At 34.5% G+C, this 14,723-nt stretch carries 11 protein-coding genes and 1 pseudogene; 7 read left to right on the plus strand and 5 right to left on the minus strand.

What is annotated here, in order from left to right:
• Positions 1-131: 131 nt before the first annotated feature.
• Together BAU28_RS02200 and BAU28_RS31515 are read right to left on the minus strand one after the other, a co-directional pair.
• Complete coding sequence (locus tag BAU28_RS02200) at positions 132-944, minus strand: undecaprenyl-diphosphate phosphatase (protein ID WP_071717590.1); 813 nt, start codon at positions 942-944, stop codon at positions 132-134.
• A 132-nt stretch (positions 945-1,076) separates the two neighbouring features.
• Positions 1,077-1,595 (minus strand): annotated as a pseudogene (locus BAU28_RS31515) (methyl-accepting chemotaxis protein); the annotation flags it as partial.
• A gap of 646 nt (positions 1,596-2,241) precedes the next feature.
• On the opposite strand from BAU28_RS31515, the gene BAU28_RS02210 reads away from it, so the two are divergent.
• The 4 genes from BAU28_RS02210 to BAU28_RS02225 all read left to right on the plus strand — a co-directional run bounded on the left by BAU28_RS02210 (position 2,242) and on the right by BAU28_RS02225 (position 5,037).
• Positions 2,242-3,492, plus strand: coding sequence for a 3D domain-containing protein (locus tag BAU28_RS02210; protein WP_071717592.1), 1,251 nt, complete (start codon positions 2,242-2,244; stop codon positions 3,490-3,492).
• 112 nt (positions 3,493-3,604) lie between these two features.
• Positions 3,605-3,823, plus strand: coding sequence for a helix-turn-helix transcriptional regulator (locus BAU28_RS02215; protein ID WP_000154019.1), 219 nt, complete (start codon positions 3,605-3,607; stop codon positions 3,821-3,823).
• A complete protein-coding gene (locus BAU28_RS02220; protein ID WP_071717593.1) occupies positions 3,816-4,289 on the plus strand; it encodes a DUF2178 domain-containing protein in 474 nt (157 codons plus the stop codon). The genes BAU28_RS02215 and BAU28_RS02220 overlap by 8 nt, the downstream gene beginning before the upstream one ends.
• Positions 4,290-4,404: 115 nt before the next feature.
• Complete coding sequence (locus tag BAU28_RS02225) at positions 4,405-5,037, plus strand: class A sortase (RefSeq protein WP_071717594.1); 633 nt, start codon at positions 4,405-4,407, stop codon at positions 5,035-5,037.
• Positions 5,038-5,068: 31 nt separating this feature from the next.
• Here BAU28_RS02225 and BAU28_RS02230 read toward each other — a convergent pair whose 3' ends face one another.
• Positions 5,069-6,454, minus strand: coding sequence for a peptide MFS transporter (locus BAU28_RS02230; RefSeq protein WP_071717595.1), 1,386 nt, complete (start codon positions 6,452-6,454; stop codon positions 5,069-5,071).
• Between the two features lie 253 nt (positions 6,455-6,707).
• Between BAU28_RS02230 and brnQ1 the strand changes: the two genes are divergently transcribed.
• Entirely contained in the window at positions 6,708-8,018 is a 1,311-nt protein-coding gene (brnQ1, locus tag BAU28_RS02235; protein ID WP_083594474.1) for a branched-chain amino acid transport system II carrier protein BrnQ1, read from the plus strand.
• A 194-nt stretch (positions 8,019-8,212) separates the two neighbouring features.
• Positions 8,213-9,934, plus strand: coding sequence for a DUF2339 domain-containing protein (locus tag BAU28_RS02240; protein ID WP_071717597.1), 1,722 nt, complete (start codon positions 8,213-8,215; stop codon positions 9,932-9,934).
• A gap of 35 nt (positions 9,935-9,969) precedes the next feature.
• Here the strand turns inward: BAU28_RS02240 and BAU28_RS02245 are convergent, their stop codons facing one another.
• Entirely contained in the window at positions 9,970-11,517 is a 1,548-nt protein-coding gene (locus BAU28_RS02245) for a DNA-binding protein (RefSeq protein WP_071717598.1), read from the minus strand.
• A 181-nt stretch (positions 11,518-11,698) separates the two neighbouring features.
• Complete coding sequence (locus BAU28_RS02250) at positions 11,699-13,090, minus strand: amino acid permease (protein ID WP_071717599.1); 1,392 nt, start codon at positions 13,088-13,090, stop codon at positions 11,699-11,701.
• A 280-nt stretch (positions 13,091-13,370) separates the two neighbouring features.
• On the opposite strand from BAU28_RS02250, the gene BAU28_RS02255 reads away from it, so the two are divergent.
• Positions 13,371-14,663, plus strand: a complete 1,293-nt coding sequence (locus tag BAU28_RS02255; protein ID WP_071717600.1) for an NCS2 family permease — start codon at positions 13,371-13,373, stop codon at positions 14,661-14,663.
• Positions 14,664-14,723: the final 60 nt, after the last annotated feature.

Below are 14,723 nucleotides of genomic sequence, written 5' to 3' on the forward strand. Positions count from 1 at the left end.
TGAGGATAATTAAAATTATACTATTCAGAAAATTCAAAGTAAATAATGAAACTTATTTTTATTTGAAATATAAAAAAGAAAGTCATCCTATTTTAATAGAATGACTTTCTTTAAAGAGTGTAAGTTTCACTTTATAAGAAAATGATAGTGAGTACACCTACGATAATACAGTAGAAAGAGAAATATTTTAAATTTCCTTTTGCCATAATGTTCATAAACCATTTTAATGAAATATATGTCATGATAAATGTCGCGATGAACGCAACAAGATAAGGTACAAATAATGTATCTAAATTTGGATCTTTTGCAATATCTGTAATACTTAGCAATAAACCACCTAAGCTAACAGGAATATATAGTAAGAATGAGAAGCGAAGAGCAGTTTCTTGCTTCATACCAAGTAACATTGCCGCTACGATTGTAGCACCAGATCTGCTTATGCCAGGAATTAGTGCGCAAGCTTGTGCTAGACCGACAATGATTGCATCTTTCATAGAAAGATCGCCATCATTTTTACGTCCACGCAAGTTTCTAATAATCCAAAGGCCGATAGCAGTAATGAGGAGAGAAATCCCAACCATTTTAACACCTTTTAAGTACTGATCGATATAATCTTTGAATAAAACTCCAATTACACCTGCTGGAATGGTTGCAATAATAAGGTAAGTAATAAAGAAGAAATCTGATTTTGCATCTTCTGCTCTTGTAAATATATAAGATAGACCATTTTTTGTTAGACGAACTAAGTCATTTCTATAAATAAGTAATACAGCTAATAATGAAGCTGAATTAACAAGTAGCTCAAAGCTAAACCCTTCTATTTCTAGTCCTAGCAAATGTTGTGCTAAAACGAGGTGACCGCTTGAAGAAATCGGAATTGGTTCTGTTAGTCCTTGGAACAGGCCAAGAATTAAATATTTTAAAATGTAATAAAATTGTTCCATAACATCCTCCTTGTGTATTAGTCGAAAGAAACAATTGTTTTATTATAACAAAAGAGAGGACGAATATTGAGAAGAAAATAATATTCAAAATATAATAAAAATCCCCTATTACGTTATAGGAGATTTTTAACACTACTGAGAAACTACTATTTCTTGAATACTTTTCGATAATTGGACATCGACTTTTTCCGCATCATGAATGTGGTTCATAATAGTAGTATTTAACTTTTGGAACATTTGCTGTGTATTTTTAAATTCTCGTAATATATCATCATTACAAGATTTTTGGTTCTCGATAGCTTTAATAACATTTGTAGCACCACTTTGTAATGTTTGAATCATCATTAAAATATTTTCAATTCTAGCGTTAGTATCGGCGCTCATTTCCACACCTTCATCAACTAAATGTAAATTATCTTTTGTATTTTCGTACGCTTTTTCAATTTCTTCTTGAATTTTTTTCGTTAAGTTGCCAATATTTTTTGTACTCTCTGCTGTGCTTTCTGCTAGTTTTCTTACTTCATTGGCAACAACAGCGAATCCTTTCCCATGCTCTCCAGCACGTGCAGCTTCAATGCTTGCATTTAACGCTAATAAATTTGTTTGTGCTGCAATGTTTTGAATTACTTCTACTATTTGTTCAATTTCTTTAGAGCGTTCGCTTAAATGATTCATACTATTAGAAGTGCGTTGAGATTGTTCACCTAATTTATTAATTACAATGAGTAAGCGATGAACGGATTCTTTTCCCTCATTAGAGCAATCAATAATTTCTTCAATAGATTGAATTAAGCTTTGTTCTTTTTGTAGCATTTCGTTATTTAATTCATTGGAATGTGTAGTACGAGTCGAAACATTCTCAAAGCATGCATTTAATTGTTGAATTAAGTTTTGGAGTGTATGGTGTTGGTTATTTACAACTTCATGCTCTTGCATAACGCTTTGTACACGATTATGGATAGAAGATATAATTTCTTGTTTTTCCACATCTTTTTGTTTTAATTCTGTTTCTAGTTCATGTATACGAGTTTCTAGTTGATCGATTTTATGTTGGAGTGATTTCTTTTGAGTAAACATTTTATTTCATTCAACCGCCTTTAAGATTTTTAATTTCTCTATATTTGGATTTTAGCATTTTTTATAATTTTTAAATATAGTAATTGTTAAATATTTAAGAATCTATTACATTTCATCTGTAATTCCCTTTTTTTGTCATGAAAAATAAACTGTATTTAATGGTTTTGTAAACAAACTGTAAAATAAATCATGTATAACTGTATAAGAAGGGAGTCGGATTATGAACTATTTTAAGCGAATCAGTAGTCTTGTATTAGCAGGAATTATCGGTCTTTCTAGTACAGTCGCTGTAAAAGCAGAGTCAAACGACGAGAAACTTAACAACATGCAACAGCAATTGCAACAAAACAATGCAGATATGCAGAAGAAAGAGCAAGAGAAGCAAGCTGTTAGTAAAGAAATTCAAGGTATCGAAAATGAACTACATAATTTAAATAATACAATTGCAAAAAATAAAGAGGATCAAGCTGCTATTCAACGTAAAATCGATGAAACACATAAGCAGATTGAACAAAAAAAAGCAGATATTGTCGTTTTAGAAGATAAAGTCCTTGCTCGTAAGGATATTATGAAAAAACGTATGGTTTCTGTTCAAAATAGCTCAAATACGAGTTTAGTAGTAGAAGTTGTTGTGGAATCAAAAAACTTTGCTGATTTCATACAACGTATGAATGCAGTATCTACCATTTTAGATGCAGATAAAGAAATTTTACGTCTACAAGAACAAGATCTTCGTCAAATTGAAGAAGATAAAAAAGCGATCGACGAAAAAGAAGCATCTTTAGTAGTAGATAAGCAAAAATTAGCAAAAGCACAAGCTGATTTGCAAGATAACTTGAAAAAGCGTCAAGATAACTTGCAAACAGTTCAAGCTAAATATAATGAGATTGCAAACCAAATTAATTTAGCAGCAGAAGAAAAAGCAAAAGTTGAAGCAAATATGAAAGCAGTACAAGAAACAATTGCTCGTGAACAAGAAGCAGCAAGAATTGCAGCAGAAGAACGTGCAAAAGCTGAAGCAGCTGCAAAGGCTGAGCAAGAAGAGTTAGCAAAAGCGAAGGCAGCAGCTAAGCAAAAAGAAGAACAGACAGCTAAGCCGGCAGAGCCTGTAGCAAAAAATACAGCACCAGAATCTAAGCCAGACCCTAAACCAGCTCAAGGTGGAAAAGAATTTTATGTAACAGCAACTGCGTATACAGCTGATCCATCTGAAAATGGCTATAAATCGGGTGAAACTGTAAAATCTAAGTTAGGACATGATTTAACTGCAAATCCAAACATGAAATTAATTGCTGTAGATCCAGCTGTTATACCGTTAGGTTCTACTGTATATGTAGAAGGATATGGAACAGCGATTGCTGGAGATACTGGTAGTGCGATTAAAGGTCATATTATCGATTTATTAATGCCAGATTCAGCAACAGCTAATAATTGGGGCAGAAGAACGGTTAAAGTTACAATTTTAAACTAAACCAAAATCCAACTTTACAATAAGTGAAGTTGGATTTTTTTGTGAAAATAATGTTAAGTTGAGTTTACATTTTGTTAAGGATAGCATACAATGATGATGAGAGGTGGTAAATTTGACCATTTTAAATAGAGTGAAGGAATTAAGAGCTCGCTTTAATTTTACGCAAAGTGTATTAGCAGAAAAAGTTGGAGTGACAAGACAAACAATTGCAGCAATTGAAAAAGGGGATTACGTTCCTTCGTTGCTATTAGCCTTGACGATTTGTGATGTGTTCCAGTTAAAGATGGAAGATGTGTTTGTTTTAAATAAGGAGGGGGAAGAGGATGAATAGAATTGGTTTTTCTTATATCGTAAACGTACTTTATACTGCATTAGCATGCTGGACATTTGTTGAATTTTATAGTGTTACTACAGAGCTAGCAGATATAATAAAAAACGAGAAGTTCCCATTTGAAGTATGGTTTAATGGAGTACCATTCGTTTTATTATTTATTGGAGCTATTATAGTTACAATTTTTTATAGAATTCAAAAGAAAAAATATAAGAATTTATCTTTTTGGATGTATCCATTACTATTTCCACTAGAAGATGAACGTGAAAAAGCGATTACGGAGAAAGCTTGTCGAACAACTTTTGTTTCGTTATGGTATGTGTTACCTTGTGCAGTTGGATTTTTAACTTTTTCGCCTATTATTAATGAATATCTTCCTGAATACCCACTGTATATTATATTTTCTATTTTCTTTATTCAAATGACAGTCTTCCACGTATCCCTATATAAAAATAAATTAGCTTAAAAAGAAACCTTCTTGCATCAGCAAGAAGGTTTCTTTCAGCTTATACTTGTACATATAGCAATATTATTTTATCATTTTATATAGAGTAAGATTTTGTAAGGGAAAGGAATTGTATATGAATAAGCAAAGAATTTATAGTATAGTAGCAATCCTTCTATTTGTTGTAGGTGGTGTATTAATCGGAAAGCCATTTTATGATGGATATCAGGCGGAAAAGAAACAGACTGAAAATGTGCAAGCTGTTCAAAAGATGAATTATGAAAAGCATGATACGGAATTTGTAGATGCTTCGAAAATTAATCAACCAGACTTGGCAGAAGTAGCGAACGCATCGTTAGATAAAAAACAAGTAATCGGTCGAATCTCTATTCCGAGCCTTTCGCTAGAGCTTCCTGTTTTAAAATCATCTACTGAGAAAAATTTACTGTCAGGTGCGGCAACTGTAAAAGAGAATCAAGTGATGGGAAAAGGAAACTATGCATTAGCAGGACATAATATGTCAAAAAAGGGTGTTTTATTTAGTGATGTATCAACTTTAAAGAAGAATGATAAAATTTATTTATATGACAATGAAAATGAGTATGAGTATGCGGTTACTGGAGTATCTGAAGTGACTCCTGATAAATGGGAAGTTGTAGAGGATCATGGGAAAGATGAGATAACGCTTATTACATGTGTATCTGTTAAGGATAATTCTAAGCGTTTTGTTGTTACAGGCGATTTGGTCGGAACAAAGGCGAAGAAATAAAAAAAGATGAGGGGAAATCCCTCATCTTTTTTTAATCCATCCACTTTACTAATTTTTTAGAAATCGATAATAAAACACAACCTAAAACGATCGCCACAGCGCCGATAACTGTGAATACTTCAGCATATCCAAGTGAAGTTGTAAAGCTTGCAAGCTGTCCACCTAAAATGTTGGCGATTCCTGAGCTTGCTAGCCATACGCCCATTAGTAGAGAAGCAAGTTTTACTGGAGCGAGAGCACTAACCATTGATAGCCCGACAGGTGATAAGAATAGCTCACCTAACGTATGGAAAAGATACGTAAAGACGATAAATAGTAAGTTTGCTTTTTCTGTAATGTTATGCTCATCACTACCTGTTTTTAATGTAGCCATAACGAGAATGATATAACCGATACCGAGTAAGATCATACCAAGTCCCATTTTTGTTGGGATTTTTAAGTCACCACTTTTTCTAGTTGCAAGTTTTGCCCATAATGCTGAAATGGCTGGTGCAAGTAAAATAATAAATAATGGATTGACCGATTGGAACCAAGACGTTGGTACTTCCCATCCGAATATGGAGCGGTCAACGAACTTATTTGTATATAATGTTAACGAACTACCAGCTTGTTCAAAACCAGCCCAGAAGAAGACAACGAAGCACGTTAAAATGACGATAACTGCTGTATGTTGTTTTTCTTTTTTTGTTAATGGTGTATTTCCTACTGTTGGTTGCCCATCTGTTGTTTGTAAATTGCGAGTTGGTTTTTTACCGATATCACCAAGGAAGCGATTAGATAGTGTTGTAAATAAGATTTGTCCAATAATCATTCCGATTGAAGCTGCTAAGAAACCGTAACGGAATCCGTAATGAACAACACCATCAACTGTTGTTTTGAATAAATTTTCTGACAAAAATCCACAAACGAGTGGAGCTAAAAACGAACCGACGTTAATACCCATATAGAAAATTGTAAATGCACTATCACGTTTTGGATCGTGCTCTTCGTATAATTCTCCAACAAGTGTAGAGATATTAGGTTTGAAGAATCCATTACCGATAATAATAAGCGCTAATCCGAGGTATAGGCCGACTTGGTTTTGCAGGGCAAATAGTGTAAGGTTACCGATTGCCATTGTTATACCACCAATTGTGATGGCTTTTCGTCTACCTAGAAAACGGTCTGTTAAGTATCCACCGATTAATGGAGTGAAATAACAAGCTCCAGTATAAAATCCGTAAATAGAGAGTGCCCACGCTGGACTAAACCCAAGACCACCACTTACTAAAGCTGTTGTTAAATATAATGTTAATAATCCTCGTAATCCATAGTAACTAAATCTTTCCCACATTTCTGTAAAGAAGAGTAAGTATAAACCGGGAGGATGTTTCTTTTTTCTTTGTTGTTCTTTTTCTAGTTGTATCGCTGATTCCATGTTATTTTCCTCCTGACACAAACAAAAACAAAGTTAATAGTTTTATTTGTTTAATATTTTACTTTATTAACTATTGAAAGTCAATTAAGGTTGATTTTTCAGAAGAAATTGGAAAAGGGAAGTAGCTATAGAATGGGTGTTTCTTTTGTGGTAGACTATGGACTATGTTTTCTTTGTAAGGAAGCGGATTATTGCGTTTTTCTTATGTGTGGAATTGATTTCACGCAAGATGAAATTGAAGAAGGAGAAAGAAATGAAATTGTTACAGAAAAAAGAAATTTTACTTATTAGTCTTATGTTATTCTCTATGTTCTTTGGAGCGGGTAATCTTATATTTCCGCCTTTCCTTGGATACGAAGGGGGAGAACATGTGTGGATTGCGTTGTTAGGCTTTATTATATCAGCAACAGGTCTTCCGATATTAGGTGTTATTGCTATTGCGAAAGCAGGAAGCTTTCAAACGTTAGCAGGTAGAGTTCATTCTTCATTTGCAATTATTTTTCCATGTATTGTGTATTTATTTATTGGACCTGGGCTTGGTATACCACGTGCAGGAAGTTTAGCTTTTGAAATGGGACCAGGTCAGTTGTTCCCTGAAGCGGGTAGCGTAGTTTTATTATTTTATACGGTTATTTTCTTTGGTGTTGTTTATTGGTTAAGTTTATCACCATCTAAATTAATGGGCTTGTTTGGAAAGGTTTTAACGCCTTTATTATTATGTATGATTGCCCTTATATTTATAAAGAGTATGTTTACGCCGGTAGGTAGTGTAAAAGAGCCTGCTGGAAATTATGGACAAGCTCCTATGTTCCAAGGATTTTTAGATGGATATTTAACGATGGATGCGTTAGCGGCTTTAATCTTTGGGATTGTTATTGCAAATGCTTTGCGTGCAAAAGGTGTAGAAGATGATAAAGGTATAGCGAAATACATGAGTATTGCTGGTATTGGAGCAGGCCTTTTATTATCTATTATTTATGTCATTCTTGGATATGTTGGTTCAATAAGTGGTTCACTAGGTACATTTGATAACGGTGCGAAAGTGTTAGCACAAGTTATGACGACATTATTTGGACAGAGCGGGGTAGTTTTATTAGGTCTTATTTTTACTGTCGCTTGTCTTTCTGTTTCAATTGGACTTGTTACGTCTTGTAGTCAGTTTTTCGCTAGTGTATTTCCGAAAGTATCTTATAAAGTTTGGGCATTTATATTAAGTTTTGTTAGTATGGTTTTAGCTAATTTAGGATTAACACAAATTTTAAAAGTATCGGTACCGATTCTTGGATTCATATATCCGATCGCATTAACGCTCATTATTTTAGGGTTGTTTCATAAATATATGGGGAAGTATGTCTACGTATATTCGGTAACAATTGGGATTGTAGCGTTATTTAGTGCAATGGATATTTTAAATAAAAGTATGTTGATGAATAAGTGGACACCGTTACTAGAAAATCTTCCGTTTTATACAGAAGGTGTAGGTTGGATTATTCCAGCGTTTGTAGGTGTTTGCCTCGGTATAATCGTTAGTATTGCTATAAATAAGAATAAAGTGAAACTTTAATCAATGGGGGTTTTGTCTATCCCCCGCTGATTATTATCCCTTACCAATCGGGATAAATAAGTGACAAGGTGTTTTCCTATTTCGGAAAACACCTTTCTTTTTGGGAAAAATAGTATTGAAAATGAATAGACTAGGAGTATGATAAAGATAATTGGAAATATATAGGTTTAAAATGAATGATGAGGTGGGAGTGTATGAAGGAGGATTTAAATAAGAAAATAGAAGCACTTGAAATAGCAATTGAAACAATTCAAGAGACACTTTCTGAATTGAAAGCGCAGCAAAGAAAAATAGAAGTAGATAAAGTTCAACAAAATGTTAGTGAGGAAAAGCAAGAATATATTGAAACGGTAACGGATGAAAAGCTACAAGAGGATGCAGTTACGATAAGGGAGCCAATGCAAGAACTTGAGGTAAAACAAGTAGATATATCTGCATTTAAACCAGAACCATTTAATATTATAAAGTTTTGCCAAACATGGTTACCACGCATATTTGTCGGTATTATGTTACTTGGGGTTATTTGGTTGTTTAAAGCGGGAGTAGATGCTGGGTTGTTAACACCAGCGATACGGATTGTGTTTGGTATAGCACTATCTATCGGTTTGTATTATGTAGGAGATATACAAATTAAAAGAGAGCGGCAAGCATTAGGGTTAGTATTAGCTGGTGGAAGTATTACAGGTATTGTTTTAACGACGTTTGCAGCACATTATTTATATGAGTTTATTCCCGCAAGTATTGCGTTTATCTGCAACATTATATGGGTCATTTTAGGGATTTATTTAGCGAAAAGATATAGATCGGAATACCTTGCTATTTTCGTAGCGGTAGGGGCATTTTTCGTTCCTTTCTTGTTAAATAGTACGACTCCTAATACGTACGTTTTCTTTAGCTATGAGACGATATTAACAATCAGTTTATTATGGTATGCATTGAGAAACCGTTATAAGTACTTATATATGATTTCTTATGTTGTTGCTGCAATTGTCCTATTTGTTTTCTTTGCTGTTATGTCAATATTAGTAGGGAATTTGCAAGTGCAGTTAACGGTTGTATACGGAATAATTCATTTACTATTATTTTGGCATACGTTTACGGAGAGAAACTTTATACAAGAACCACGCTTGGCAATATTTAGTACTAACGCAGTTTTCTTTATATTAGCCATTTCAAAAATACCTGAATTTACAACGTGGGGGCTAGTTATTAGTGCATTTGTGCATACCGCTATGTTCGTACTTGAATATAGGAAGAATAGACATTCTGTATTTACAAATCTATTATTTGGTTTTGCAATGGGATCATTTAGTTTAGCGATTTTATACGAGTACAGTTTAGTGAATGCAGCAATCGTATTATTGTTACAAGGTTTCCTAGGAGTGGCTACTTCTATTAAAGTAAAACAGAACATGAAATTGTATATAAGTGCAACAATTTATGCAATCGGGATGATACAGACAATCTTTAGTCCGTTTGATCAGTTCATTTCAGCAGGTTTTGTAGCTCATATTATTTTAATAGTGACATTTTATTATGGCATGATAAAAGCGAAACATATGTTAGCGAGTTTTGGAAAATATATTTATTCTATAGCGCTCTATTGGCTAATGGTAATTGTATTTATTACAATTACTAGAATCGGTGAAGTTCTTTCTACCGATGGAAGTATAATTAGCGTATATGTATCATTATTATGGATGGTATATGCATTATTTGCAGTTTGGTTTGGCCGTAATAGACAGATGAATGAAATATTATATGCTGGTTTAGTCGTATTAGTAGTAACAGTAGGGAAGTTGTTCCTTCTCGACTTACCAGAGGTGTCTATGATGATCAGAGCGGTGTTATTCTTAATCGTTGGTAGTATAGGTATCGTTATTTCAAGAATGTTTTTCTCAAAAGAAGAGAAGTGAAAAGAAGGCAATCCGTATACGGATTGCCTTTTCTTTTACTTCTTATTAATCGTTACAGTTTCAGTATATTTCGCTGTTGTATTTTGACGTAGACGAAGTGTTGCTTGTCCAGTTGTATTTGAATCAAGTTGCACATTTACAATTTTTTCAGCAGAACCTAAGCTATTTGTTGTGAAAGAGAATGCACTACTATATCCGAAAGTAGATGGCCAAGTGCCGTTTGTATTTTGAACTTTTGCCACTTGTGTCCCGCCAGAAGTGAATATACCTAAAGAATAATTATTATATGTTGTATTTGGTAATAAGTTATTTACTTGCATTTTTATTTGAAATAATTCATTATTCGGTAGAATACTAGGATGCGTAATTACGTAATCACGCGCTGTCACTGCGCCGTTGTATCCGTATGAACCTGGTTTAAAAGTATTGGTATTAAACCATTGATAGCCTGCATTTGGCGCGCTCCAAGGTTCTGGTTGTGGTTCTGTTGATAAACTTGGTTGTTCAAATGTTTGTAAAGCTGTAGGTGCATCAAGCTGTAAACCATTCACTTGATCTAAGCTTGTAAATGTTTCTTGCTTCGCTAACCAATTCACGATGTTTTCTAATAGAACAGCATCGTTTTCTTCTTTATAACCATCATAAGTTTTCTTTGATTGACCTGAATCTTCACGAACATATTTTGGCGATGCATCTTCAACAGGAGAAGAGTCGCCAATAAAGGCTGCTTTTCCAAGACCAACTTTTGCAATGGCAGCATAAGGCCCCTCTGCAACACCACCGCCGTTATAAACGCCGCCATCAACAGCGTTATTCCATTTTGATGGGTTTTCTGGAAGATATACAAGCCCTTTTGCTAGTTTTGGATTTGTAATCGCAAGAGTAGAACCGGCATGCATTGCTACAGATGAAACTCCATTTGTAATTCCAAATGATTGCTCAGGAGAGACAATATTTTTAGCAGAAACATCACCAAGTGCATTGTAACGGAAGCGAATACCGAAATTATCGGATAGCCAATCAGAGCTTTCTACCCCTTGCATAGCTTGTGAATTTGCTTCATCACTAGACATTCCTTTCGCTGGATTATCCCATGCTCCGCGTCTATATCCGTTAAATACTTCTGACGAATCCCAGCGATTTTTATTACGATCTGCATTATAGTGATCGGCAATGAAGAAGATACTGCCGCCATTTTTTACGTATTGTAACATCGCGTCTTGTTCAGATTTTTTATAAGGAATATTTGCTTCCGGGACGATAAAAACATTATAATTTTTTAAATCGTCGTATGTAATAGGTGTTGATTTACGAAGTTCTTTTACATGATATCCGTTTTGGGCAATGCCGTTTCCGAAATCAGAAAAACCGCCATCAATAACCCAGTCAGCTGTCCCAGCTGTTTGACCGTGAGTATTATCGAATAATACTTTCTTCCCATTGTTTTGATTTACAATTTTTGCAACAATTTCAGGAGCTGGATCTACAGAGCTTTCTGCATAAGTAGATGGAACATAGGCGCTTCCTAAACTGATTGTGATTGCTGTTGCTAAAGAAAATTGAATCCATTTTTTATTCTTCATAGAAGAATCCCCCTAATAATAAATATATGTGCTTTAATAATGTAATTTATTTTTCTGTAAAAATAAAGGCGGAAAATATAAAATATATTAAAAAATTGTAAAAATACCGTGAATTTTGTTGAGAAATATTTGTATAGACAATAAAAAATCCCTTCCAATCAATAAGGAAGGGATTTCGTAGTTAACTAATTTTTGAATTAGATGATTCATCAATCTTATGAAAACCTTTCATATAATACACGATAGCTAAGCCGATAAGCCAAATTGGACCGACGATTAATGCGATTCGTGTATCTTCTGAATAGGCCATGATACCTAGTACAAGCACAAGGAAGCCGAGTGAGAAATATGAACTTAATGGGTATAGTGGCATTCTATACGTTAACTTTTGCTTGTTTTGTGCTGGTAATCCTTTGCGGAATTTAATTTGAGCGACTAATATAATCCCCCAAGTCCAAATTGCACCGAAAGTTGAAATACTAGTTAACCAAGTAAATACTTTCGCAGGAACGAGATAGTTTAATATAACGCCAACGAGTAAAACAATCGCAGTTGCTATAATCCCTTGACTCGGAATGCCATTTTTATTTAAACGCCCGAATCGTTCAGGTGCTTTCTTTTGTTGTGCTAATGTAAATAGCATACGGCCTGTACTAAACAAACCACCGTTACAAGATGAAAGAGCCGCTGTTAACACAACGAAGTTAATAATACCCGCTGCCTTTGCGATACCGATTTGTTGGAACGTTAAGACAAACGGACTTCCTTTCTCGCCAAATTCGTTCCACGGGAAAATTGCCATCATAACGAATAGAGCTCCAACGTAGAACAGTAAAATTCTCCAAAATACGTTATCAATTGCTTTTGCGAGTGTCTTTTTTGGATTTTGAGCTTCACCAGCTGTGACACCGATAAGTTCGACTCCTAAATAAGCGAATAATACCATTTGTAAGGAAAGTAGTAATCCAGAGAATCCATTTGGGAACCAGCCGCCATGTTCCCAAAGATTTGAAATACCAGTTGCAACGCCACCATTTCCAAATCCGAATAGAATAATACCAGCGCCGACTACTATCATACAGATAATTGTGACAATTTTAATGAGAGCAAACCAAAACTCAAGTTCTCCAAATACTTTTACAGATAAGAAGTTGAAAGCACTCATTAATAAAAGAGCTAGTAATGCCCAAATCCAGCGCGGGATATCTGGGAACCAATACTGCATGTAAATTCCTGCAGCTGTAATTTCCGCCATACAAGTAACAACCCATAAAAACCAGTAATTCCAGCCTGTAATATACCCAGCTAGTGGGCTGATGTAATCATTTGCATATTTACTAAAAGAGCCAGCAACCGGTTGTTCAATTGCCATTTCTCCGAGTGCACGCATAATGAAAAAAATAACGAGTCCGGCGATCATATAGCCTAGTAAAATGGATGGACCAGCTAGTTTAATAGCGGAAGCTGATCCTAAAAATAGTCCAACGCCAATAGCTGAGCCGAGAGACATTAAAGTAATATGTCGTTCTTTTAAGCCGCGGTTTAAAGATCCAGATTTGTTTGTTTGCTGCATAAGAAGAATCCCCCTTGTAGAGTGAACGATATTTGAATGCGCTTACTAAATATTTAACTATTTCAAATTATAAAACATTTCTATCTGTTATGCTACAAAAATAATCATAATACACTGTACTATATCTATGTTTGTCAGACTTAAACTTAAAATTCTAACTATTAAAGAATATATTGACTCTTCTTTTTATTGATTGTTAAGATTAGGTGTTACATTTTCTCACATACTAATAAGAAAAGAATGTGTGATAATAATTCAGGTGTAGGAAGGGTACATAAGTATGTTTCAATTACAAAAGTATAACACTTCTGTGAAGCAAGAAATTTTAGCTGGCATCACAACTTTTTTTACATTTGCGTATATTCTTGTCATCAATCCAAAAATATTATCTGATGCAGGTATACCATTTGATCAAGCATTTACGGCGACTATAATTGCGACAGTTGTTGGAACGCTATGTATGGCGTTTTTAGCTAACTATCCAATTGTTATTGCTCCAGCTATGGGAATGAATGCATATTTTGCTTATTCTGTGGTTCAACAGGCAGAGGGGATTACATATGTCATTGCGTTTTCGGCAGTATTTGTAACAGGTATCATTTTTCTTTTATTATCGTTCACCTCATTTAGGCAAAAGTTAATTGTCGCAATTCCTGACAGTTTAAAACATGCAATTGCAGGTGGAATTGGATTATTTATTGCTTTTATCGGATTGCGACTTTCAGGTATCATCGTTGACCATCCATCTAACTTAGTTACAATCGGAGACTTTCATTCACCGGCTGTTATTTTAACATTAGTTGGTTTAGTGTTAGCGGCGGTATTAATGGTATTACGCGTTAGTGGTGCGTTGTTTATTAGTATGATTGTGACAGGGATTATTGCTTTCTTTACGGGGCAATTGAAGTTTGAGGATAAGATTGTGGCAATGCCACATTTACCAGAAGGAATTATTGTTTCAAACCCTATCAACGCATTTTCAGATGTAATTCAATACGGGTTATATGGAGTTATTTTTTCATTCTTACTTGTACTTTTATTTGATACAACAGGGGCTTTGCTTGGTTTAATTAAACAGGCAGGTTTAAATACAGATAACACGGAAAAGCGCTTTGGTAAGGCGTTCATTGCAGATGCAATTGGCGGAACGACAGGTTCCATCTTTGGGACAAGCCCTACAGCAGCGACAATTGAATCATCAGCCGGAATTGCGGCAGGTGGTAAAACTGGATTGACAGGTATTGTAGTCGTTTGTTTAACGATTATAACGGCATTCTTTAGCCCTGTTATTGCCTCTTTATCAAGTGTAGCAGCTATTACAGCACCTTCATTAATTATAGTAGGTAGCTTAATGGCACAAAGCATTCGTGATATTAATTGGAATGAATTTGAAGACGCATTACCAGCATTTTTAATTTTCGTTGGTATTCCGTTAACATCTAGTATTGCGAATGGAATTGCAATCGGATTTTTAGTGTATCCAATCTTAAAAATCGTGAAGGGGAAAGGGATGGAAGTACATCCGTTACTATACTTATTTACAATTTTATTTGGATGTCATTTATTCTTATAATATAGAGATAGGAAAGGGGTTTCTTATGAGAGGCTCCTTTTTTGTGTATAATAAAGTGAA

The organism is Bacillus paramycoides, assembly GCF_001884235.1.
GTDB classification, from domain to species: Bacteria; Bacillota; Bacilli; order Bacillales; family Bacillaceae_G; genus Bacillus_A; species Bacillus_A paramycoides.